Origin of the sequence: Heliomicrobium undosum, assembly GCF_009877425.1 — a bacterium.
Lineage (GTDB): Bacteria > Bacillota > Desulfitobacteriia > Heliobacteriales > Heliobacteriaceae > Heliomicrobium > Heliomicrobium undosum.
In genome coordinates, this window is sequence record NZ_WXEY01000007.1 from 22,044 (window position 1) to 42,417 (window position 20,374).

Here is a 20,374-nt window from a genome sequence, read left to right on the forward strand (position 1 = left end):
CATGCAGATCAAGTTGGGCCAAAACCTGCTCGGCGCCAATGCGGCCATCGCCGGCGAGATCCGCCGGCTGATGGAGGAAAAAGGGATACTCCTGCTCAACCTGATGAGTTCGCCCGGCGCCGGCAAGACGACGCTGCTGGAAAAGACGCTGGCCGCCCTAAAGGACCGCCTGCGCCTCGCCGTCATCGAGGGCGATGTGGCGACGACGAAGGACGCCGAACGGATCGCCCGTCTCGGCATCCCTGTCGTTCAGATCAACACCCACGGCGCCTGTCACCTCGACGCCGCCATGGTGCGCGACGTGCTGCCCGCCTTTGACCTGGACGGCCTCGACCTGTTGATCGTGGAGAACGTGGGCAATCTCGTCTGCCCCGCTGAGTTTGATCTGGGGGAGGCCATGAAGGTCGTCGTACTGTCCACGACGGAGGGCAACGACAAGGTGCCCAAGTATCCGCTCATGTTCCGGGAGGCCGGCGCCCTACTCCTCAATAAGATCGACCTGTTGCCGTTCACCGATTTTCACCTCGACGAACTGGCCGACGATCTGGGACGGATCCACCCCGGCCTGCCCCGTTTTGATCTGTCGGCCCGCACGGGGGAAGGGATGGACCGCTGGAGCGAGTGGTTGCTGGCTCAAGTGGAGGAGCGCCGCCGGCGATGACGGGTGGGAAAAGCGATAGGGCGGAACGGTCTGCCGCAGGCCGTGATGGGGCGGACCATGCTGTGTCAAAATGCGAGATCGCGAATCAGGCTGCTCAATCGGCCCGGACGGTCCTAATCACCGGCACCGTCCAGGGCGTCGGTTTCCGGCCATTCGTCTACCGGTTGGCGACGAGCCTCGGCTTGGCCGGCTGGGTGCTGAACGGTGCGAAGGGTGTCGAGGTCCGGTTGGAAGGCGCGCTTGGGTCGATAGAGGCTTTTTTGCAGGCCCTGAAGACAGAAGCGCCCCCCTTGAGCCGCATTGACTGTGTGCAGGTCCAGGAAGCGCCTGTCGAGGGTCTTCGCCTTTTTTCCATCGCCGTGAGCGATGCTTTGGACAGGGCCACAGAGGATGTTGCCCATGCCAGTGTCCCCCCCGACGCCGCCCTTTGCCCGGAATGCCGTCGCGAGATGGAAGATCCGGCCGATCGCCATTATCGATACCCTTTTACCAACTGTACCCACTGCGGACCCCGCTTCACCATCATCCGGCAGGTTCCCTACGATCGCGCCCAGACGAGCATGGCCTCTTTTTCCATGTGCCCGGCTTGCCGCCGTGATTACGACGATCCCCAGGACCGCCGCTTTCACGCGCAGCCGACGGCTTGTCCCCTTTGCGGTCCTCGCGTCTGGTTCGCCGGTGGCGACGGGCGGGAGATCACTGGCGACTGGGTCCAACTCTTTCGCGAGTCGATCAGGCAGGGAAACATCATCGCCATCAAAGGGCTGGGCGGGTTTCATCTCGTCTGCGACGGGCGAAATGGCGATGCCATCGCCGAGTTGCGCCGTCGCAAGCGGCGACCGGCGAAAGCCCTGGCGGTGATGGGACGGGACCTGGCGACCCTCCGCCGGATCTGCCGGATCAGCGATCGGGAGGCGGCAGCGCTCTCGGGACCGGAAGCGCCTATCGTCATCCTGGAACGGCGAGAGGACGCCGCGCTCCCTGCCAACCTGGCGCCGGGAACAGGCACCTTGGGCGCCATGCTGCCGTATACGCCGCTCCACTACCTGCTTTTCGATGAATCCCTCGACCTGCTCGTGATGACCTCAGGAAACCCCGGCGGGTTGCCTCTCGTCCGGGACAATGGGGCGGCCCTCGCCCAGTTGAGCGGCATCGCAGACGCCTTTGTCTTTCATGACCGCGAGATCGTCAGTCGCGCCGATGATTCCGTCGTCCGCGTCATTGACGATACCCTTCAGTTTTACCGCCGTTCACGCGGTTATGTGCCTGCGGGGATCCCCGTTCCCTGGACGGGGGGCGCATCTGACCGGATCCTCCTGGCTGTTGGGGCGGAGATGAAAAACGCCTTCGCCCTCTTTGGCCGCGGCGCCGCCTACCTCAGCCAGCATATCGGCGATGTGGACACCCGCGAGGGCCGTGACAACTACCTGGAAAGCCTGTGGAACCTGGAGCGGTTGCTCGAATTGTCGCCCCAACGGGTGGCCAGGGACTGTCATCCCCAGTACCGCATGACGGCGCTGGCGGAGGAGATCGCCTATGGTGATGGCGCGCCAACATCCCTTCCCATCGACGACATCCAGCACCACCACGCCCACCTGGCTGCTGTGCTCGCTGATAACGGCGAGGCGGGGCCGGCCATCGGCATCATCCTCGATGGCACCGGATTCGGGGAGGATGGCATGATCCGGGGTTTTGAGATCCTCATAGGCGACCTGCGCGACTACCGTCGCCATTTCTGGCTGCGGCCGGTTCCCCTTCCCGGTGGAGAATCGGCTGTCCGCCGACCTTGGCTGACGGCGGCCGCCTTCCTGGGCGAGGCCTTCGGCGAAGCCGGCTGGTCACAGGCGAAAGCCTTTTTTCCGGATCGGGCCGCCATGATCGAAAACGCCCGCCGGATGGCCGAAAAAAGGCTGAACACGCCCCTCGTCTCCAGCGCCGGACGGCTTTTTGACGCTGTCGCCGCCCTGCTCGGACTGTGCCTGGAAAACAGCTATGACGGTCAGGCCGCCATCGAACTGGGCGAGCGGGTCCGATTGCGGCTGGGGCTGACCGGCTGTGGCGAGGAACCCTTGCCCGTGACGGACGGCATCATGGATCAAGAAGAGGCGATTGTTGCTCAGCCGGATAGGGCAGAACGGCTCTTGGAGGCGGCATTGGCGGATGGGGAATACCCCTTTGCATGGACAAAGGGAGAGGAATCCGGTAGAGGAACCAGTTGCGGAAGCAGTCGCGGAACCGGGGAAATCGATTTTGCGCCGCTCTTATCGGCCCTCTTGGCCGACCGGGAGGCTGGCGTGCCTGTCGAGGTCATCGCCAGCCGGTTTCACAATACCATTGTCCGAATGGCGGAAGCGGCGTCGTCGGCCCTGCGGGAGGAATGCGGAATTCATCGCGTTGCCCTCGGCGGCGGCGTCTTTCAGAATCCCTACCTGTTTACATTGACCCGCCGTCTGTTGGCCCGGAGAGGATTCTTCGTGCTTGTTCCTCGCAATGCGCCCGCCAACGACGGAGGGCTTGCCCTGGGGCAGGGTGTCATCAGTTTGTGGAGAGGGGAATGACCGATGTGCCTGGCTGCGCCGTCGCGTATCACCGCCATTCAGGAAGGCGGTTTTCTCGCCGAGGTGGAATCCTTCGGCAATAAAAGAACCGTTGGGCTCACCCTTGTTCCCGAAGCGAAGGTGGGCGACTATGTGCTCGTTCACGCCGGCTTTGCTGTGCAGATCCTTGATGAGGAGGCTGCCCTCGACAGCCTGAAGGCCTGGGAGGAGATCCTTTCGGCTGCCAAAGGCGGGGCGTAAAATCGGGACGCAAAACAGGAGTGCAGCGCCAACAGGAGCGCTCACAGGAGCGAAGCGGGTCTAAAGCAAGGGGCGCAAGTACCTGGGGAGGGATATTTTTTTGCACAAGGAGATCCTGAAGCGGTTCCGCGATCCCGAACTGGGACGACAGATGGCGGGGCGGGTGCGGGAGCGATTGGACCGGCTGACCGACCGGTTGGGAAGGCGGGCCAACGTGATGGAGTTCTGCGGCACCCATACGGCCGCCATCTCGCGGACCGGCATCCGGGAGTTGCTGAAGCCCCATGTCCACCTGATGAGCGGACCTGGCTGTCCCGTCTGTGTCAGCGACTACGTCGACATCGACCGGATCATCGCTCTTGCCGGAATGTCCGGGGCCATCATCGCCACCTTCGGCGACATGATGAAGGTGCCCGGCAGCCGGACGACCCTGCTGGAGGAAAAGGCACGCGGCGCCGATGTGCGGGTGGTCTTCTCGTCCCTGGACGCGTTGGCAATCGCCCGGGAAAACCCAGATAGGGCCATCATTTTTGTCGGCGCCGGCTTTGAAACGACTGCCCCAACGGCGGCGGTCACGGTCGAACAGGCGGTGCGGGAGGGAAGGGACAATTTTTTTCTCTACTCGCTGCATAAGATCACCCCGCCGGCCATGATGGCGCTGTTGCCTGATCCGGACCTTCAGGTGGACGGCATCCTGCTCCCCGGCCATGTGAGCCTGATCACCGGGAGAGGCTATTGGGACTTTCTTTCTCGCGATCTGGGCTTGCCGGGGGTGGTGGCCGGCTTCGAGCCGCTGGAACTGCTGAGCGCCGTCGATGCCCTGGCCTCATTGCTTCTAGAGGAGCGCTACGCTGTCATCAACGCTTACGGGCGGGCGGTCCGGGAAGAGGGCAACCCGTCGGCGCTTGACGCCATGGCGCGTTGCTTTGACCTGCAGGAGGGCCATTGGCGCGGGCTCGGCATTGTGCCGGCGAGCGCCTTGAAACTAAAGCCGGAATTGGCGCCATGGGACGCCGAAGTCCGGTTTCCCCTCGAAAAAAGGTCGGCTGCGCCGCCGAAGGGCTGCCTTTGCGGGGAGATCCTCAAAGGCAAAAAGACGCCTTTTGACTGCCCGCTGTTCGCCAGCGGGTGTGAACCCGCCCGGCCCGTGGGTCCCTGTATGGTTTCCCACGAAGGGACCTGCGCCACCTACTACCGCTATGAGCGCTTCACAAGATAACCGCCGAAGGATACATAATGAATGACATTGAGCGCGAAGGAGGGACGGCCGTGCCGGAGGAATGCATCCTGCTGGCCCATGGCGACGGCGGCGCTTTAACCCACCGTCTGGTGCAGGAGATCTTCCTGCGCCACTTTGACCACCCCGCCTTGCGGGACTTGACTGACGCCGCCCTGCTCCGCTTGCCTGAGGGACGGCTGGCGATGACCACGGACACCTTCGTCGTCAAGCCGCTCTTTTTTCCCGGCGGCGACATCGGCAAACTGGCTGTCGCCGGCACGGTCAACGACCTGGCCGTATCAGGGGCGCGTCCCCTCTATCTGACCGCCGCCTTTATCCTCGAAGAAGGTTTTCCCCTCGCTGACCTTGAACAGGTGGTCGCATCGCTGGCCCGGACGGCGAGCGAAGCGGGCGTCGCTGTCGTCGCCGGCGATACGAAGGTGGTCGAGCGGGGCTGCGGCGATGGCGTCTACATCAACACGGCCGGCGTCGGCGTCGTTGCCGCAGGGCGGGACCTGGGTTACCACCGCATCATGCCCGGTGATGCAATCCTGGTCAACGGAACGGTGGGCGATCACGGGCTCGCCATCCTCTCCAAGCGGGCGGGCATTGAATTTGACACGCCTGTGGAGAGCGATTGCGCCACCTTGAACGGCTTGACGGAAATGCTCCTGGAACGCTTTCCCGAGTCCGTCCGGTTCATGCGCGATCCGACTCGGGGCGGCGTCGCCACCACCTTGAATGAAGTGGCCCAATCGACAGGCCTGGACATCATTCTCGAAGAGCAGGATCTGCCCGTCCGCGAAGAGGTGCAGGGCGCTGCGGAACTGCTCGGTCTCGATCCCTTGTACCTGGCCAACGAGGGGAAGGTGCTTATCGTCGCCGCATCGGAAGCGGTGGAAGCGATCCTGGCCGTTTTGCGCGAGCATCCCCTCGGCCGGAACGCCGCCGCCATCGGCCGCGTTGAGGTGGGAACGGGGGTTGGACAAGGCAGGGTCTTCCTGAGGACGCCGCTGGGAGGACACCGCATTCTCGACATGCTCGCCGGAGATCCGCTGCCCCGGATCTGCTGATCACCAGCAAACATCGAAGGAGGTGGAGCCCATGTGCACGCCGGGGTCTTTTTCCAACGAATTGCAACTGCTCATCCGGCAGATGAAAGGCCGCACCCACCGGCTCTTTCACGACGCCAAGGATGTGGCCGATTACCTGAAAGATAACCGGCAGGAGGTCGAACTGGCGGAACTGCTGGAGCAGATGGCAACGGCCCTGAAAGAGGCGGAAAACGCGGCCGCCCGGGCGATGGACCTGGCAGCCAGCCGGCAGGAAGCGGTCGAGGCGCAGAGACCGTCGCCGACGGCCACGGTCTTCAACGGGTAATTGCGCCCGCAACAAATCATCGCGCAAAAACCTTTGGAAAACAGTGTGTTGACGATGAAATGCGCAGTCAGTATCGAGAACCCGGTTTTTCGCCGAGTTCTCGACGTTTTAACGAACGACGTATACACATCTAAATCACTTTCATGACCCGTCGGGTTATAAGCGATTATGAAAATGGCTTCTCATAAAAAAATAAAGTCATAAAAAACTTGTTACCGCAATTGCAACGAGAGGGAGGATTAAGGCCTGATCCGTCGAAAAGAGAACCTGGGTATAGACCATAACGGCGGAACACAAAGGAACAGGCGCAAAAGGAGGAGACCCTGTGGAAGCGAAAAAAATCCTCATGCTTGTAGGCGACTTTGTGGAAGATTACGAAGTGATGGTTCCCTTCCAAGCCCTGACGATGCTCGGGTACCAGGTGGACGCCGTCTGCCCCGGCAAAAAGGCTGGCGAAAAAGTGAAGACGGCGGTTCATGACTTTGAAGGCGATCAGACCTATTCGGAAAAACCGGGCCATCAGTTCACCCTCACCGCCGACTTTGACGTTGTCCGGGAAGAGGAGTACCTGGGCCTGGTCGTTCCGGGCGGACGGGCGCCCGAATACATCCGGTTGAATGCCCGGGTAATCGAAATCGTCCGGACCTTCGATGCCGCCAAGAAACCGATCGGCGCCATTTGTCACGGACCGCAGGTGCTCGTCGCCGCCGGGGTGCTCGCCGGTGGCACCTTCACCGCCTATCCCGCCTGCATGCCCGATATCGTCTGCGCCGGGGGAACATGGGCGGCAGTCAATGACACCGCCAGCAACGCCTGCACGAGCGGCCACATTGTGACGGCCCCGGCTTGGCCGGCCCACCCCGAATTCCTGCGCGCTTTCGTGAGTCTGCTGGGAGCGGAAATCCGCATCTGATTCTCAGCGGATGCTTTGACGATGTTTGCGCCCCATTGCGAAAGACCAACGCGCTCCCAACGCGCCCGCATGCCCTGTCTGATGAAGCCGGCTACATACGCTGTTGATGACAAAGGGTCCCCGGCTGTTCGCCTGGGACCCTTCCGATTCACTCGCCGATGATCTTGACAAGAACGCGCTTGCGCCGCTTGCCGTCAAATTCGCCGTAAAAGATCTGCTCCCACGTTCCCAGATCGAGCTTGCCCTGGGTCACCGCGACGACAACCTCCCGCCCCATGATCGTCCGTTTCAGGTGAGCGTCGGCGTTGTCTTCAAAACCGTTATGGCGGTAGCGGTCATAGGGCTTTTCCGGCGCCAGTTTTTCCAGCCATTCCTCAAAATCGCTGTGCAGGCCGGCTTCGTCGTCATTGATAAAAACGCTGGCCGTGATGTGCATGGCGTTGCAGAGCAGCAGGCCTTCCCGGATGCCGCTTTCACGCAGGACCTCTTGGACCTGCCCGGTGATGTTGATCAACTGGCGGCGCTGTTTCGTTTCGAACCACAGTTCCTTGCGGTAGTGACGCACCGTCATTCCTCCTTTCGTAGGGAAGCCGCACATAATGTGAACTGCTTCATCCAAAAAATAAAAACTGGATTTATGGAAAGGGGATATGCCCATGAAGGCGATTCTTTCCCGGAGAAGTGTGCGCAAATACACCGATCAACCTGTCTCGGACGAGACGGTCAAGGAACTGCTGGCTGCGGCCATGAGCGCGCCGTCGGCGGGCAACCAGCAACCGTGGCATTTCATCGTCATCCGTGATCGCGCCCAGTTGGATCAGATCCCTGCCTTCCATCCTTACGCCGGCATGGTCAAGCAGGCGCCGGTGGCGATCCTGGTTTGCGGCGATGAGACGCTGGAGAAGTACAAGGGTTTCTGGGTGCAGGACTGTTCAGCCGCCACGGAGAACCTGCTCATCGCTGTTGAAGCGCTCGGCCTCGGCGCCGTTTGGGTGGGCGTCTACCCCGAAGCGAGCCGGGTGGAGCAGTTCCGGAAGCTCTTGGCAATTCCGGATCATGTCACCCCCTTTGCCTTGATCCCCGTCGGATATGCCGCAGAAAAACCGGCCCCGGCAAACCGCTTCGAACCATCGCGCATCCATTATGATCGCTGGTAGCCGCATCATGATTGCTGTTAGTTATTTCAACCACAGTGGAATCAGGCCCAGGTACTCTTTCATTGCCAGGCTCGCGTTACCCATCGCACTAGCGGAAGGCGCCCAATCGTTGAGTGTGTAGAGGGCTTGCCGGTTCACCCGGTAATCGGTCGGGAAGGGAAGCGTTGACATGCCCAACTTGGAAAAGTGACGAACAGACCGCTCCATGTGAAAAGCCGATGTCACCAGAATCGGTTTTTTAAATCCTCGCGCGTCGAGGATTTCTTTGGTATAGCGCGCGTTTTCCTCCGTGTTCCGGCTCGTCTCCTCGACAATGATCATCGATTCGGGGACGCCGAGGCCGGCCAACTGGCGGAGGGCGATGCGGGACTCGTTGCCGGTGTTTTCAAGTACCTGTCCGGCTGAAACGATGATCGGCGCGCCGGTCAACCGATGAAGGCGAGCGGATGCCAAGAGGCGGTTGGCGCTGCCGCCGGTCATCTGTCCCAACCCGTCTACATCGGGCGTGTCCATGGTGGCGCCTCCCCCGAGCATGATGATCACGTCTCCAGATGGCTTATCCGGCGGCAGGTAGCGGTTTTCCAGCGAGCGGATCATCGTCTCGCCAACAGCGGAGATGGAGAACAGGTAGAGCAACAGCGCCATCGCTGCAGAGAAACCGGCAGGTCCAAGCTGGTGCTTTCGCCGGTAATAGAGCGCCGCCAACAGGAGCAGGGGAATGAACAGGCCGGGAGGAAGCATAAAACTGTAGATAAATTTCATGGCAAAGAGCGTATCCATAGCCTCGCCCCTATCCTCTTTTTTCGGACAAAACACCATCTATTATAGTACAGCCCTTTTCCAGGATAAACGAATGCTGGGAAAGTAATTATAGGCACGAACAGTGAAAAGCTGCGCAAGGCAACGAATCTAAGAAAAAGCTTGACTAAGACAATAAATCAACGCGCAGACAATACATTAACACTAAGACAATACATTAACGCTAAAACAATACATCAAGTTCAAATGAAAAAAAGAGCGAAAGCAGTCGTATAACCTTAGAGCAAAGATAATTAAGGGCGGAACGAGAGGGAGCGACGCATTCATGGAGGTCCTGCTTCGGCGGTTTGCCGGTTTTATCAATGACAGCCACGATTGGATTCTCGCCGAGTCGTCGCGAGCAGGCGCCGGTCTTACTGACAAGGAACTGCACTTTTGGATCATTGGACTTTTGGGTATCGTCCTTTTTTTTCTTATCCAAGCGGTTGTCCGTTTTCTGTCCCGCTGGGGGCTCTCCGCCGTCTCCTTCGCAACAGCCTTCATCATGGTCTTGGCCATGACCATCGGGATTGAAGCGGAGCAAAAGATATTGGGGCGCGGAAGAATGGAGGTCATGGATGTCGTCGCCGGGGTTGCCGGGTTTCTTCTGTTTTCATCGCTCTATTTCATGGCGCTGGGTGCTTGGCGATTGCTGCGCCGGCTTTGGAAGAGGGGAGGAGACGGGAAAGGCGATAAGAGTTAAATTTTGGGTTGCATTCGGAAAAAACAATGTATGCTGAAGGACCTGTGGCGGACGCCGCAGGTCTTTTTTTACGTCATTCCGTCACCTTCTTCAGCATTTTCTCTATTAATGATAATGAACCCTCTTTTAGGGCGATGCACATGGCATGTTTAGGAAAAGGAGTTGAGGCGTTTTGGATCCCAATCTGTTTTTGCTCGGGCTCTTTGTCATTGTCTTCGGGGTTATGGTCACGGTCACCTTTGCCATCCGTTCCTACGGTCCGGCGCTTGTCGAGTTTATGAAGTCTGCGACGACGGAGCAGCAACGGCAGACGGTGACCAAACTGGCGCAGTCGGCTGTCGTCTTTGCCCGGGCTCGATTCGGCGAACTCTCCGGCAAGGAACAGTTCGAGAAAGCGCTTCTGCTGGTGAGCAACGCCCTGGCGGAAAAGGGCATTCAGGTTTCTCCCGACGAATTGGAGTCGACCGTCGAATTTGCCTACGAAGAAGCGAAAAAGGCGGGACTGGTCGTATCCTTGAGCGAGTTGAAGAAAATCGCCGATGGTGGGCCGGAGGCGCCGTCCTCCGCGGAGGAGGCGCCTGTCGCCTAAGGGAAATCCTGCGCTAGCGCAAGCCGTATTTTTTGCGTAATTTTCAATTATACGAATATTATACATAGTGGTTGCAAAGGTTATACAGTTCTGTTATTGTACAAATTGTAGACCAACGATCAGGAGAATACTGTTTCCAACGGGCGGGGCGAAGAAGTCCTTTTTTTCGGCGGCTGGGTTCATCGTGTTGGGAGAAAAGAGGGACCAAAATGGAATCGATTTGGCTGATCAACCTATTGTTTTGCCTCTGGATCTTATTCCTGAAGACAGTCAGCAATCCTCAGGCCCAGTGGGATGACGATGATTTGTAGGACTTGAGGGTGGATAAAAGCGCCGCTACCGTGTGCACGGTGAGCGGCGTTTTTATTTATTGCGGGGCGTTGTGATGATTTTCCGAGGTCCGGTCATACTAGACCCGGAGGTGATCCCATGGAGAAAAATGTCGTGCTTCCCAATCTCGGCGAAGATTCGGGAACAATTATGGATGATCCGAATATCATCGCGGAAGATCTCAACAACGTGGCCACGCCCGATATCAACTATGTTCCCTCCGCCAACCTGCAGGAAGTGAAGACCCACGTGCGGACCATCGACAAGGGGACGACGAGGCGCTAAGAACAATCGAAGAAGACTGGTTTAGCCGGCCTAGGAAAAAGCCGGCTTTTTGCGTGCAATACAGGTGTTTTATCCTACACCCAGGATGATTTCATTGCCCACTGCCTTAGGAGTCTTGCTTGCCGGTTCCCTTGTCGTCATCGTCCACCTCTTGTACAGCCGCTAAAGGTGTAGTATGACCAGACCCTTTACGGGAAACGCGAAGGATTCCGGAAGGCGACGGCGAAGCAAGCGGTAGGGGAACTGCCAGCAAGGCGTAATGGCGAGGCGTAATCGCAAAGGCAGTTCCTTCCGGGAATGGATGACCGGCGACGGCCGTCGGGAAAGCAGGTGGCTCAATCATGGCCTTTCGAAAAATGTGGGCAGCGCTCTTGGTTGTGGCAGTGCTGGCCCTCGGGTTGGCGCTGAGGCCAACGCCGTTTTCCATCGCTTCACTCTTCGGGGTGACTGGTCAACCTGCGCCTCAAAGGAATACCCAACCCACTCCCCAATCTGCTGCTCGCTCCAATCCCCATGCCCTGTCTGATTTGTCTCCCCTTCAGTCGAGAGAGGGATCGATCAAAAAAGCAGACCTTATCCGTACGATCCGCGGCAACACCGTGTCCTTGCGGGGGCAGGCATTGACCAACTGGCAGAAGTGGCGGGAAGGTGTAGAGCAGTTGTCCCTCGAACACCCCGGGCAGGTCTATATCGGCGGAGCGCCGCTGGGCAACCGTGTCTGCCTGACCTTTGACGACGGCCCCGACAGGAGGAACACCCCGCGGATCCTGGACATCCTCCGGGATCACGGTGTGGCGGCCACTTTTTTCGTCCTCGGGGAAAACGCCGAAGCCTTTCCCCAGGTTTTACAAAGGATGGACCGGGAGGGGCACCTGGTGGCCAGTCACAGCTTCACTCATCCTCGCTTCACCAAAGCGACCGAAGCGGCGATCCGTTCCGAACTGGATCGGACTGCCCGGACCTTGGTCAAAACCATCGGCAAAGCGCCGGCCCTTTTTCGTCCGCCTTACGGTGATATCGACAGGGCTGTCCTGCCCTTGTTGGAACAGGGGGGCTACAAAACGGTGATCTGGTCGCTCGATCCCTTTGACTGGGACCGTAAGACGCCCGAAGAAATATCCGACTACGTCATCGAAAATGCCCGCGCCGGAGACATTGTCCTGCTGCACAGCGGAGGCAACGGGGGGGCGACGGCGAAGGCGCTCCCTTCGATGATCGCCGGATTGAGACAAAAAGGGTTCGTCTTCGTGACGGTGGCGGAGTTGCTGGCTGTCGACGATTATCAATAACGCTCTCTTTTCACTGACGAAAACGCAAAGAGGCTGCTTTCAGCGAGCAGCCTCTTTGCGTAGAGAGTCCTTTTTTGAGCCTTTTATTTTGGGTCTTATGGAGAGTCGGTCGATGCATTTTATTGGATGAGGATCAGGTCTGCCGCGCCGGCGACGAGGTTTCCGTAGATGTCCAGTGTCATGGGACCGGACATGACGCCGTTGATCTTACAGGTTGCCAGCACCTTCCCCTGGGGATCGACGGCGAAGACGGCAGAATCATCTCTGCAGGGAACGTTCGCATTGACGTAAATGATGCCATTGAGATCGATCAAGGGGGTGCTGGCGACGATTCTTGCATCGGTATATGGTGTCAAATCGGTTTTCCAAAGGACTTGTCCGGTTGCGGAGAGGGCCAGCAGTTGCGAATCAGTGACCACGTAGATTCCGTTCCAACCGACGGCGATCCCAGAGGGCTGGTTGCCGCCCAGGATCAACGCCCTCCATTTTTCTTTTCCCGTCGCCGCATCCAAGGCATTAAGGTAGAGTTTCCGGGCGCCCGGCACCGGTTCATTCAGGTCCAGCCCGGTGACATAGAGGGCGCCGTCAGGACCGATAGCCGGCGGTCCATATAGGACCCCGCCGGTCTCAAAAGTCCATTTCATTTCCCCAGAAGCGGAGAAAGCGTTCAACCGCTTGTCATAACCGCCTGCATAGACGCTTCCATCGGAGGCGACGACAGGCGCAAAGGAGGAAGCGTTGGTCATTGTGAATTGATTCAGGACGATTCCTGTCGATGCAGAAAGCCGCAGTAGAACCCCATCATCGCAGGCGGCCCAGACGCTCCCATTCGGCGCCGCCGTCAAACCGCCCTTGCTGACCTTATAGGGATGTGCCCATCGCAGCGCGCCTTCGGCGTCAAGGGAGATAATCTGTGTCGAAGAGCCGATCAGGATCAGCCCTTGCGACAGCACCGGAGCTGTCTTCATAGCGCCGTCGGCATCGTACCGCCATTTCTCTTTACCATCTGCGCCGAAGGCGTAAACGATGCCTGCCTCTGTGCCGGCATAGACGGTTCCATCCCGGGCGACGACAGGCGCGCCAAAGTGACTTCCGGCAGAGAGAGCGGCCGCTGGCGTTTTCAACTTTTTCGGGCCATATTGCAGCAGTTGGCGGGAGGGGCTGTGAAGCGGCATCCCTGTTGTTGGCTCGCTTCCCTGAGGGGTGTAATAGACGCTGCCTAAGGCCGGACGTCCGGACCAGGAGAGGAGATCGCCCATGTCCGCATAGAGGACTCCCTGGCGAAATACAGGAGGGGCGTTGAGCCATACCGGCTTGTTGTTCAAGAGGGCAATTGGATTATCCGCCTGGATGAGAAGGCGGCTGTTCGATTTTTCGAAAAGGACAGGGAAGCGGTAATCCTTTGTTTTGGCGCTCCAACCGTTTTGGGTGAGAAAGGGTTCAACAGGAGCCAGCGCATGCGATCCCGTCAGGATCGTGTCATGCCCTTTGCGAAAGGTTGCTTCAGTCTTTTTCTGTCGGGTCCGGCTGTAGTTTGGATCAGGCATCCCCTGGTCCCACAAACCCGCATCGGTTACGCCGTCTTTGCCTCGGACGCCCAGGCCATGAGGCAGGTTCGCGCGAAACTCGCCAATATAGTAATTGCTCGCGCTTTCCATCAATGCGCCGCTTCCGTGGAATGTCCCTTCTTGAAAATCGCCTTCATAAAAGACGCCGTTCGGCCATTGCAACCGCCCATAGCCATGGGGGAGCGAGTTGGAGAATTTGCCTTTATAGATCGTTCCGTTCGACCAGCGCAGCGTGCCGGGGCCTTCGATCTTGCCTCCTCGAATATCCCCCTCGAATATGGACCCGTCAGACCACTGCACCGTAGCCGCCCAGGCTGTTTGGACCGACAACAGGGCAGCCAGCGCCGCGCCGGCAAAGAGGACAAAACAGCGACGCAACCGGTTCACCTCCAGCGATATTCATTACAAGATGATTACGTCATCGAATACATGATGGATGGTATGGTTTTCGAGAATGATGATGCAGATCCTTTCTACGCATGAAAACCTTTCAAATGATCGTAGTCTCTTTTTGGCAAATTAGAGGCCGAATTGGCATCGAGAATGCCGAAAGCATAAAAAACGCCTGCTTATCAAAGCAGGCGTTTCAAATTCATATGGAGCCGATGGCCGGACTCGAACCGGCGACCTATTGATTACGAATCAATTGCTCTACCAACTGAGCTACACCGGCAGTGGCTTGGTTCACCCAAGCAGAGGATAGTTTAGCATAGGATAGGGAGAAATGTCAACGGGGAAGTTTTCCCCAGACCAGCAAAGGGGCATCAGCAGAAGAAATCGATAAAACAGTCCGTCAATAAGGAATAAACGAACCGTTGTGGAAATATATGATCAATATGGCAAAATAAAAAAGGAATTAATCACCCTGAAGCGAATACTATTCTACTTATCTTTACGGTGGAGAAGGAGGGGCCTCATGGGAATGGCAGCGGAGCGCTTGTTTCCGGGCGGCGATCAGGAAGATCTGGGCCTGGACGATTTGTTTGATGTCATCATGCGCTCCATGCAGGAGGGGTTAATCCTGATCAACCGGCAGCGTGTGATCCATGTGATCAATGAGGCCGCCATTCGCATCCTTGGGCTGGAGAGTGTCGATAGCACCGTCAACCGGCGTATCGAAGAGGCGGTCGGGCCTGTTTTCTCTCGCAGTTCCGAAGAATACCTGCGGACCAGTCCCTGGATGTCGGTGCTGCGAACCGGAGAGCCCCAGTATGATGTGGTGCGCCATACCCTGTCCGGCCTGATCCTCAGCGTGAATTTCGTGCCCGTGATCAAAGGCGGTGTCGCCCAGGGGATCATGGCCACGATCCAGGACGTGACCGCCCGGATCCGCCTGAAGGAGGATCTGATCCGGGCCAACCAGGAGTTGGAAGAGGCTTTTTCCCTGACCCTCCCCAACTACAAGGTGACCCATAAGCTCAAGACGACGCCGGAGTATGTGGATGTCTATGATCCGGCGACAGGGAAGATCACGATCACGGCGGTGATTGAAGACGGCTCCTACCGCCACGTGATCAACGCGCTCAAGGTGCTGGCTGATCTGCACAAGCAGGGGATCACCGAGTTGATCGGCATCGAAAAGGACACCCTGGTCCAGGCGATCCTCTTTCACGACCTGGGCAAGGTCCAACCGAAGGCGAAGGTGGGCGATGTCGTCTCGCCGAAGAACTTTTTCGAAGACGGCGTCCACCATGCCGAGCGGAGCGCCGAGTTTGCCCAGCACTATTACAACCAGCCGCCCGATGTGGTCGCCTTGATCCGCTACCACCACCACCGGGAAGAGGAACTCCCCGCGAGCTTCCCCTTTCGGCTGATGCCCATGCTGCGGCTGCTCAAGCTCGTCGACGGCATCTCAGCCGGGCTGACCCGCCGGGGCAACCAGGTCTGCTTCACCGTCGACGGCAGTTCGATCATCATCCGTGAGACGTCGATCCATCCCGATTACAATAACATCCGCTCGGTCGATCTCTTCACAGGGGCAAAACAAGCGCTTCCCAACGGGTAGTCTTATGGGAGCGGGACTTTTCGGGTCCACCGGTCTTTGTCCCGAGTCTCGTACTTTTCCATGGTCCGGCGAAAGATGTCGGCCATGTCATAGCCCTGGGAATTGGAGAGGCAGACGAGGATGAAGAGCAAGTCGCCGATCTCTAGTTCCAGATCGCCCTCGGCTTCGCCGGGCTTTTTCTTTTTGGGGCCAAAACGGTGGGAGACCTCCCGGGCCAGTTCGCCCAACTCCTCACAGAGCCGGATGACGAGGGTGGGCGGGTCAAAATAGCCCTCCTCAAACTGGGAGATGTAGGCGTCCACGCGGTCCTGTAGGTCGCGCAGGCTTGGCGATTCCATGGTAATCACTCCTTTTATGAGCTAGCTTAAAGATAGCCTTCGCCGGGAGACTTGTCCAGCATGGGGGCACTGAAGGGCTTAAAATCAAACAGGTTTTACGATGAGAAATCGGCGAAACCCACTTGACGCCGTAAGTACAAAGTGGAACAATGTAAGTGAACACTCACTTATTCTGTTGTCATACTTATCATAGACAAGTGAACACTCGAATCAAGGAGGCGAGGGCATGGACGACCGGAAGCCAACCGGCGGAGGACCTGATGATTATCAACTCCCGCTGCGGCTGACAGACAAACAGTGGAACATCGCAGAAGCCGCCCTCAGGGTATTCACCGAAAAGGGATTCAGCGCCGCTACGACGAGCGAGATCGCCCGGGAGGCCGGCATCTCGGAAGGGACCATCTTCCGGCATTTCAAAACGAAAAAGGAGATCCTCCTGGCCTTGCTCGTTCCGCTCATCCGCAACACCATCGCCCCCAACAGCGTCAACTCCATCCGGCAACTGTTGCTAACGAATGAAAACCTGCCCTTGCGGGAGGTGCTGGTGCTGATCAGCGAAGAGCGGCAGCAGTTCATCCTGGGCAATGAAAAACTGATCCGCCTGATTCTGACGGAATCGCAGTACCATCCGGAACTGCGGGAGATCTTTTTTCGGGAAGTGGGCTATAAGACCCAGGACGTCCTCTTGCGCTTTATCGAACAGCGGCAGCAGAAGGGCGAACTCCGGCAGGATCTGCGGCCCTGGGCGCTGGCCCGCTCCTGGTTCGGGATGCTGGTCACCTTTACGCTCAGTCCTTTTTTGATGCCGGAGCGGTCTGTAGGGGAAGACAAGCGGAAGGAAATTGAAGATATCATCGATCTTTTCTTGCGCGGCGCTCTTCCGCCAATCGGCGGGGGCGCGGAAGCGTCGGAGTAAATGCTATAGCGTCGGAGTGAATGCGGCAGCGCCGCTGTGAACACCACAGCGCCACAGAAAACACCGCCCGGCGGACTCGGGCCTAACGGATAGAAGCGGGGGACAAGGGAAGGGAGAAAGGGGATGCAGCCATGCAGGCAAAGGTGAAGATCATCGCCGGCGGCGCCATTGCGGTAACCCTGGGGTTGTTGGCCTTTAGCGTCACCGGAACGGCGAAGGGGGATGCAGGCGTTCTCGGGCGCTTCTTCGGACCGGCCAAGGAGGTTTATTCGGGGACCATCGAAGGGACCATGGTGCCCGTCCAGCCGGAAGTCTCCGGCCGCATCGTGGAACTGCGCGTCGCCGAAGGGCAGACCGTCGAGGCAGGTCAAGTGATCGCCCTGTTGGATGACCAGACGGCTTCCATCAGCCTGGCTGCCGCCGAGAGCGATCTCCGGCAGGCCGAGGCCAAGCTCCTCGACCTGCTCAACGGGAGCCGTGTCGAGGAGATCCGCCGCCAGCGCGCCACTGTGGACCAGTTCCAGGCAGTCGTCAACCAGAACCGCAACCTCATCGACCAGTACAAGGCCAACCTTGCCCGCGATGAAGAGAACCTGCGCCGCGAGGAGCAGATCCTGAAAGAAAACCAGGCGCTCTATGACGCAGGCGCCTTGAGCGCCCGCGAACTGGACAACCAGAAAACGCGGGCGAAGACGGCCCGCGCCCAGGCAGAGGCCACGAAGGCCCAGGTGGAAGCCGCCCAGTCCCAGGCTGAATCGGCGGAGGCGCAGCGCAGCGGCGCCCTGGCCGGCCTTGATCTGGCCCTGGCCGGTTACACCGAGCCGACCATCCAGGCCCAGAAGGCGGTTGTCGACGGCTTGAAGGAAAAGGTGCGCCTGGCCCAGGTGAACGCCGGCAAGGCGATCATCAAAAGCCCCGTTCAGGGCCGCGTTCTCTACAAGCACGTGGAAACGGGACAGGTGGTCAACACAGCCAGCCGCATCATCACCGTCCTCGATGAAAACGATCTCTGGGTGAAGGTCTTTGTTCCTGAGGCGCTGTTGGGCGGTCTCTCCGTCGGAACCGACGCCGCCGTCAGCGTGGACGCCTATCCCGACCATTCTTTTGCCGCCGCCGTCACCCAGATCAGCGATAAGGCCGAGTTCACCCCGAAAAACGTGCAGACGAAGGAAGAGCGGACGAACCTCGTCTTCAGCGTCAAAACCAAGCTGACCGAGGGACTGGACCGGCTGAAACCGGGCATGCCGGCTGACGTGGTTTTCCAGAAGACGAAGGGATAGCCCGGCGGAGGTGAAGGACCATGGAATTGGCCATCGATTGCCAGGGATTGATCAAGCGCTTCGGGAGCTATACGGCTGTCGAGGGCGTAACCTTCCAACTGCCGGCCGGCTCGATCATGGGCTTCGTCGGCCCCAACGGCGCCGGCAAAACGACGACGATCCGCATGCTCTGCGGCGTCCTCATGCCGACAGAGGGCCAGGCCACCGTTCTCGGCTATGACGTGCGCACCCACCCCGAGGAGATCAAGCAGCGCATCGGCTACATGTCCCAAAAGTTCAGCCTCTACGATGACCTGACGGTCCAAGAGAACATCGACTTCTACGCCGGCGTCTACAACCTGCGCGGCGCCGAGGCGGCGGAGCGCAAGCGCAGCGTCGTCGAACGGATCGGCCTGGAGGGCCGGCTGCCCCAACTGGTCCACTCCCTGTCGGGCGGCTGGAAGCAGCGTGTCGCCCTGGCCTGCGCCCTGCTCCATGCGCCCCGGCTGATCGTCCTCGACGAACCGACAGCCGGCGTCGACCCCGTCTCCCGGCGCGTCTTCTGGCAGATCATCCGCCAACTCCGCGCCGAGGGGATGACCATCCTCGTCAGCACCCACTACATGGATGAGGCCGACACCTGCGATTTTCTGGGCTTCGTCTTTTATGGGCGGCTGATCGCCTTCGGCACCCCGGCGGAGATGAAAGTCCGCGAAAACAAGGCCAGCCTGGACGATCTCTTCATCTACTTTGTGGAGCGCGAAGCCGCCGACGATCCGCGCAACGCCGGCATCAAAGGGGGGCGGCGATGATGATGGAACGGTTCAGTTGGACCCGTTTTCAGGCCATCCTGCGCAAGGAATTCCAGCAGATCATCCGTGACCGGCCCAGCATCGGCCTAGCCATCGGCATGCCGGTCATGTTGCTGCTGCTCTTTGGTTACGCCGTCAACACCGATGTGGACCACCTGCCTGCGGTCGTCTGGGACCAATCGATGAGCCAGGACAGCCGGGCGTTCATCAGCGCCTTGCGCAACTCGACCTATCTCGATCCCGATTACCATGTGCGGGGATACGACGAGATCGGACGCTACCTGGACAGCGCCGACGCCCGCGTCGCCGTGATCATCCCGCCTGATTACGGCAAACAGGTGCAAGGCAACGGCAGCGCCACCATCCAGGTGCTCGTCGACGGTTCCGACCCGACGGCGGCCCGGGCGGCCATGAACGCCGTTCAGACGGTGGGATTCAACGCCGGTTGGGACGTGCAGGCCGAGCGGCTCGCGGCGCAGGGGGGAGAGACGCCGCGCTTGCCGGTGCAGGTGGAGACCCGCGTCTGGTACAACCCGGACATGAAGTCGGCTGTCTTCAACATCCCCGGCCTGATCGGCCTCATCCTGCAGAACGTCATCGCCATGCTCACGGCCTTCTCCATGGTCCGCGAGAAGGAGCGGGGCACGATGGAACAACTGGTCGTCACGCCGATCCGACCGGCCGAACTGATGCTGGGGAAACTGCTGCCCTTCGTCTTCATCGGCTTCGTATCCCTGACGATGGTCTTGCTCATCGGCATCTACTGGTTTGAGGTGCCGCCGAAAGGCAGCGTGATTCTGCTCTTTTTCCTGTCCACCCTCTTTTTGATCACCATCCTGGCCGTCGGGCTCCTCGTCTCAACGGTGGCCAAAACGCAACTCCAGGCCATGCAGATGACCTTCCTGCTCATCCTGCCGTCGATCCTGCTGTCCGGCTTCATGTTTCCCCGGGAGACGATGCCGGCGTTCCTCCAGGGGCTCGGCGGCATGCTCCCCTTGACCTACTTCCTCGTCATCGTCCGAGGGATTTTCCTCAAAGGCGTCGGCCTCGAATACCTCTGGAAAGAGACGCTGATCCTCTCCGTTTTCGCCATCGGACTCTTCTTCCTGGCGGCGAAGAAGTTCCGCAAAAACCTGGACTGACACCTGATACGTTCATCATCAGACTTCATCCATCGCAATGGCGGTACCGTGGATCTTTTCTCGGCAACACCGTCGCATCCCCTTATCTCTTGGCGAACACGCCTCGGTGATAAGGGGCCTTTTTTCTTCCGGCGAGGGCCAAACCGTTATTGCCGTAAAAGGGAAAAAAGGCTATTTACCGGCAAAAAGGAAATCTGTATAATCAGAATTAT

At 59.0% G+C, this 20,374-nt stretch carries 21 protein-coding genes and 1 tRNA gene; 17 read left to right on the forward strand and 5 right to left on the reverse strand.

Annotation, left to right across the window (positions count from 1 at the left end; translation table 11 throughout):
* Nucleotide 1: 1 nt before the first annotated feature.
* From hypB to GTO91_RS08375, 7 genes are all read left to right on the forward strand, one after another.
* Nucleotides 2-661 carry a hydrogenase nickel incorporation protein HypB gene (hypB, locus tag GTO91_RS08345; RefSeq protein ID WP_161257704.1) on the forward strand — a complete coding sequence of 220 codons (660 nt, stop codon included), beginning with the start codon at nucleotides 2-4 and terminating at the stop codon, nucleotides 659-661.
* On the forward strand, nucleotides 658-3,219 hold the full coding sequence (hypF, locus tag GTO91_RS08350) for a carbamoyltransferase HypF (protein WP_161257707.1): 2,562 nt from the start codon (nucleotides 658-660) through the stop codon (nucleotides 3,217-3,219). The genes hypB and hypF overlap by 4 nt, the downstream gene beginning before the upstream one ends.
* 3 nt (nucleotides 3,220-3,222) lie before the next feature.
* On the forward strand, nucleotides 3,223-3,459 hold the full coding sequence (locus GTO91_RS08355) for a HypC/HybG/HupF family hydrogenase formation chaperone (protein WP_161257710.1): 237 nt from the start codon (nucleotides 3,223-3,225) through the stop codon (nucleotides 3,457-3,459).
* A 100-nt stretch (nucleotides 3,460-3,559) separates the two neighbouring features.
* Nucleotides 3,560-4,678, forward strand: a complete 1,119-nt coding sequence (hypD, locus tag GTO91_RS08360; RefSeq protein ID WP_161257713.1) for a hydrogenase formation protein HypD — start codon at nucleotides 3,560-3,562, stop codon at nucleotides 4,676-4,678.
* 17 nt (nucleotides 4,679-4,695) lie between these two features.
* On the forward strand, nucleotides 4,696-5,751 hold the full coding sequence (gene hypE / locus GTO91_RS08365) for a hydrogenase expression/formation protein HypE (protein WP_161257715.1): 1,056 nt from the start codon (nucleotides 4,696-4,698) through the stop codon (nucleotides 5,749-5,751).
* Nucleotides 5,752-5,782: 31 nt separating this feature from the next.
* Nucleotides 5,783-6,058: a hypothetical protein gene (locus GTO91_RS08370; protein ID WP_161257718.1), complete on the forward strand. Its 276-nt coding sequence runs from the start codon at nucleotides 5,783-5,785 to the stop codon at nucleotides 6,056-6,058.
* Nucleotides 6,059-6,383: 325 nt separating this feature from the next.
* The gene (locus tag GTO91_RS08375; protein ID WP_161257721.1) at nucleotides 6,384-6,971 is read left to right on the forward strand and encodes a DJ-1/PfpI family protein; all 588 of its coding nucleotides are present in this window, start codon (nucleotides 6,384-6,386) and stop codon (nucleotides 6,969-6,971) included.
* Between the two features lie 148 nt (nucleotides 6,972-7,119).
* Here GTO91_RS08375 and GTO91_RS08380 read toward each other — a convergent pair whose 3' ends face one another.
* Complete coding sequence (locus tag GTO91_RS08380) at nucleotides 7,120-7,536, reverse strand: secondary thiamine-phosphate synthase enzyme YjbQ (RefSeq protein ID WP_161257723.1); 417 nt, start codon at nucleotides 7,534-7,536, stop codon at nucleotides 7,120-7,122.
* A 91-nt stretch (nucleotides 7,537-7,627) separates the two neighbouring features.
* On the opposite strand from GTO91_RS08380, the gene GTO91_RS08385 reads away from it, so the two are divergent.
* Nucleotides 7,628-8,128, forward strand: a complete 501-nt coding sequence (locus GTO91_RS08385) for a nitroreductase family protein (protein WP_161257726.1) — start codon at nucleotides 7,628-7,630, stop codon at nucleotides 8,126-8,128.
* 21 nt (nucleotides 8,129-8,149) lie between these two features.
* Here the strand turns inward: GTO91_RS08385 and GTO91_RS08390 are convergent, their stop codons facing one another.
* A complete protein-coding gene (locus GTO91_RS08390) occupies nucleotides 8,150-8,908 on the reverse strand; it encodes a YdcF family protein (protein WP_161257729.1) in 759 nt (252 codons plus the stop codon).
* Nucleotides 8,909-9,212: 304 nt separating this feature from the next.
* Here GTO91_RS08390 and GTO91_RS08395 point away from each other — a divergent pair, with 304 nt between their 5' ends.
* The 4 genes from GTO91_RS08395 (at nucleotide 9,213) to GTO91_RS08410 (ending at nucleotide 12,122) form a co-directional block, all read left to right on the forward strand.
* Nucleotides 9,213-9,629, forward strand: a complete 417-nt coding sequence (locus tag GTO91_RS08395; RefSeq protein WP_161257732.1) for a hypothetical protein — start codon at nucleotides 9,213-9,215, stop codon at nucleotides 9,627-9,629.
* Between the two features lie 172 nt (nucleotides 9,630-9,801).
* On the forward strand, nucleotides 9,802-10,218 hold the full coding sequence (locus GTO91_RS08400; protein WP_161257735.1) for a phage holin, LLH family: 417 nt from the start codon (nucleotides 9,802-9,804) through the stop codon (nucleotides 10,216-10,218).
* Nucleotides 10,219-10,647: 429 nt separating this feature from the next.
* Nucleotides 10,648-10,833 (forward strand): hypothetical protein, encoded by a 186-nt coding sequence (locus GTO91_RS08405; protein WP_161257738.1) that lies wholly within the window; start codon nucleotides 10,648-10,650, stop codon nucleotides 10,831-10,833.
* Nucleotides 10,834-11,174: 341 nt separating this feature from the next.
* Nucleotides 11,175-12,122: a polysaccharide deacetylase family protein gene (locus tag GTO91_RS08410; protein ID WP_161257740.1), complete on the forward strand. Its 948-nt coding sequence runs from the start codon at nucleotides 11,175-11,177 to the stop codon at nucleotides 12,120-12,122.
* Nucleotides 12,123-12,241: 119 nt separating this feature from the next.
* Here GTO91_RS08410 and GTO91_RS08415 read toward each other — a convergent pair whose 3' ends face one another.
* Nucleotides 12,242-14,068, reverse strand: a complete 1,827-nt coding sequence (locus tag GTO91_RS08415) for an outer membrane protein assembly factor BamB family protein (RefSeq protein ID WP_161257743.1) — start codon at nucleotides 14,066-14,068, stop codon at nucleotides 12,242-12,244.
* Nucleotides 14,069-14,287: 219 nt separating this feature from the next.
* A tRNA-Thr gene (locus GTO91_RS08420) sits at nucleotides 14,288-14,363 on the reverse strand.
* A 243-nt stretch (nucleotides 14,364-14,606) separates the two neighbouring features.
* Between GTO91_RS08420 and GTO91_RS08425 the strand changes: the two genes are divergently transcribed.
* The gene (locus GTO91_RS08425) at nucleotides 14,607-15,695 is read left to right on the forward strand and encodes an HD domain-containing protein (RefSeq protein WP_161257746.1); all 1,089 of its coding nucleotides are present in this window, start codon (nucleotides 14,607-14,609) and stop codon (nucleotides 15,693-15,695) included.
* A gap of 2 nt (nucleotides 15,696-15,697) precedes the next feature.
* Here GTO91_RS08425 and GTO91_RS08430 read toward each other — a convergent pair whose 3' ends face one another.
* The gene (locus GTO91_RS08430; RefSeq protein WP_161257749.1) at nucleotides 15,698-16,033 is read right to left on the reverse strand and encodes a nucleotide pyrophosphohydrolase; all 336 of its coding nucleotides are present in this window, start codon (nucleotides 16,031-16,033) and stop codon (nucleotides 15,698-15,700) included.
* A 226-nt stretch (nucleotides 16,034-16,259) separates the two neighbouring features.
* On the opposite strand from GTO91_RS08430, the gene GTO91_RS08435 reads away from it, so the two are divergent.
* The 4 genes from GTO91_RS08435 (at nucleotide 16,260) to GTO91_RS08450 (ending at nucleotide 20,162) form a co-directional block, all read left to right on the forward strand.
* The gene (locus tag GTO91_RS08435; protein WP_161257751.1) at nucleotides 16,260-16,949 is read left to right on the forward strand and encodes a TetR/AcrR family transcriptional regulator; all 690 of its coding nucleotides are present in this window, start codon (nucleotides 16,260-16,262) and stop codon (nucleotides 16,947-16,949) included.
* Between the two features lie 131 nt (nucleotides 16,950-17,080).
* Nucleotides 17,081-18,229 carry an HlyD family secretion protein gene (locus tag GTO91_RS08440; RefSeq protein WP_161257754.1) on the forward strand — a complete coding sequence of 383 codons (1,149 nt, stop codon included), beginning with the start codon at nucleotides 17,081-17,083 and terminating at the stop codon, nucleotides 18,227-18,229.
* A gap of 20 nt (nucleotides 18,230-18,249) precedes the next feature.
* Nucleotides 18,250-19,020, forward strand: a complete 771-nt coding sequence (locus GTO91_RS08445; RefSeq protein ID WP_161257757.1) for an ABC transporter ATP-binding protein — start codon at nucleotides 18,250-18,252, stop codon at nucleotides 19,018-19,020.
* Between the two features lie 2 nt (nucleotides 19,021-19,022).
* On the forward strand, nucleotides 19,023-20,162 hold the full coding sequence (locus GTO91_RS08450) for an ABC transporter permease (protein ID WP_170294166.1): 1,140 nt from the start codon (nucleotides 19,023-19,025) through the stop codon (nucleotides 20,160-20,162).
* The last annotated feature ends 212 nt before the right edge of the window (nucleotides 20,163-20,374 follow it).

What these genes read in the sequence shown, in the direction of transcription:
- GTO91_RS08450 (WP_170294166.1), top strand. Translation starts at nt 19,023, where the DNA reads ATGGAACGGTTCAGTTGGACCCGTTTTCAGGCCATCCTGCGCAAGGAA.
- hypE (WP_161257715.1), top strand. Translation starts at nt 4,696, where the DNA reads ATGAATGACATTGAGCGCGAAGGAGGGACGGCCGTGCCGGAGGAATGC.
- GTO91_RS08445 (WP_161257757.1), top strand. Translation starts at nt 18,250, where the DNA reads ATGGAATTGGCCATCGATTGCCAGGGATTGATCAAGCGCTTCGGGAGC.
- GTO91_RS08385 (WP_161257726.1), top strand. Translation starts at nt 7,628, where the DNA reads ATGAAGGCGATTCTTTCCCGGAGAAGTGTGCGCAAATACACCGATCAA.
- GTO91_RS08410 (WP_161257740.1), top strand. Translation starts at nt 11,175, where the DNA reads ATGGCCTTTCGAAAAATGTGGGCAGCGCTCTTGGTTGTGGCAGTGCTG.
- GTO91_RS08370 (WP_161257718.1), top strand. Translation starts at nt 5,783, where the DNA reads ATGTGCACGCCGGGGTCTTTTTCCAACGAATTGCAACTGCTCATCCGG.
- hypF (WP_161257707.1), top strand. Translation starts at nt 658, where the DNA reads ATGACGGGTGGGAAAAGCGATAGGGCGGAACGGTCTGCCGCAGGCCGT.
- GTO91_RS08390 (WP_161257729.1), bottom strand. Translation starts at nt 8,908, where the DNA reads ATGGATACGCTCTTTGCCATGAAATTTATCTACAGTTTTATGCTTCCT.
- GTO91_RS08425 (WP_161257746.1), top strand. Translation starts at nt 14,607, where the DNA reads ATGGGAATGGCAGCGGAGCGCTTGTTTCCGGGCGGCGATCAGGAAGAT.
- GTO91_RS08435 (WP_161257751.1), top strand. Translation starts at nt 16,260, where the DNA reads ATGGACGACCGGAAGCCAACCGGCGGAGGACCTGATGATTATCAACTC.
- hypB (WP_161257704.1), top strand. Translation starts at nt 2, where the DNA reads ATGCAGATCAAGTTGGGCCAAAACCTGCTCGGCGCCAATGCGGCCATC.
- GTO91_RS08430 (WP_161257749.1), bottom strand. Translation starts at nt 16,033, where the DNA reads ATGGAATCGCCAAGCCTGCGCGACCTACAGGACCGCGTGGACGCCTAC.
- GTO91_RS08440 (WP_161257754.1), top strand. Translation starts at nt 17,081, where the DNA reads ATGCAGGCAAAGGTGAAGATCATCGCCGGCGGCGCCATTGCGGTAACC.
- GTO91_RS08405 (WP_161257738.1), top strand. Translation starts at nt 10,648, where the DNA reads ATGGAGAAAAATGTCGTGCTTCCCAATCTCGGCGAAGATTCGGGAACA.
- GTO91_RS08355 (WP_161257710.1), top strand. Translation starts at nt 3,223, where the DNA reads ATGTGCCTGGCTGCGCCGTCGCGTATCACCGCCATTCAGGAAGGCGGT.
- GTO91_RS08395 (WP_161257732.1), top strand. Translation starts at nt 9,213, where the DNA reads ATGGAGGTCCTGCTTCGGCGGTTTGCCGGTTTTATCAATGACAGCCAC.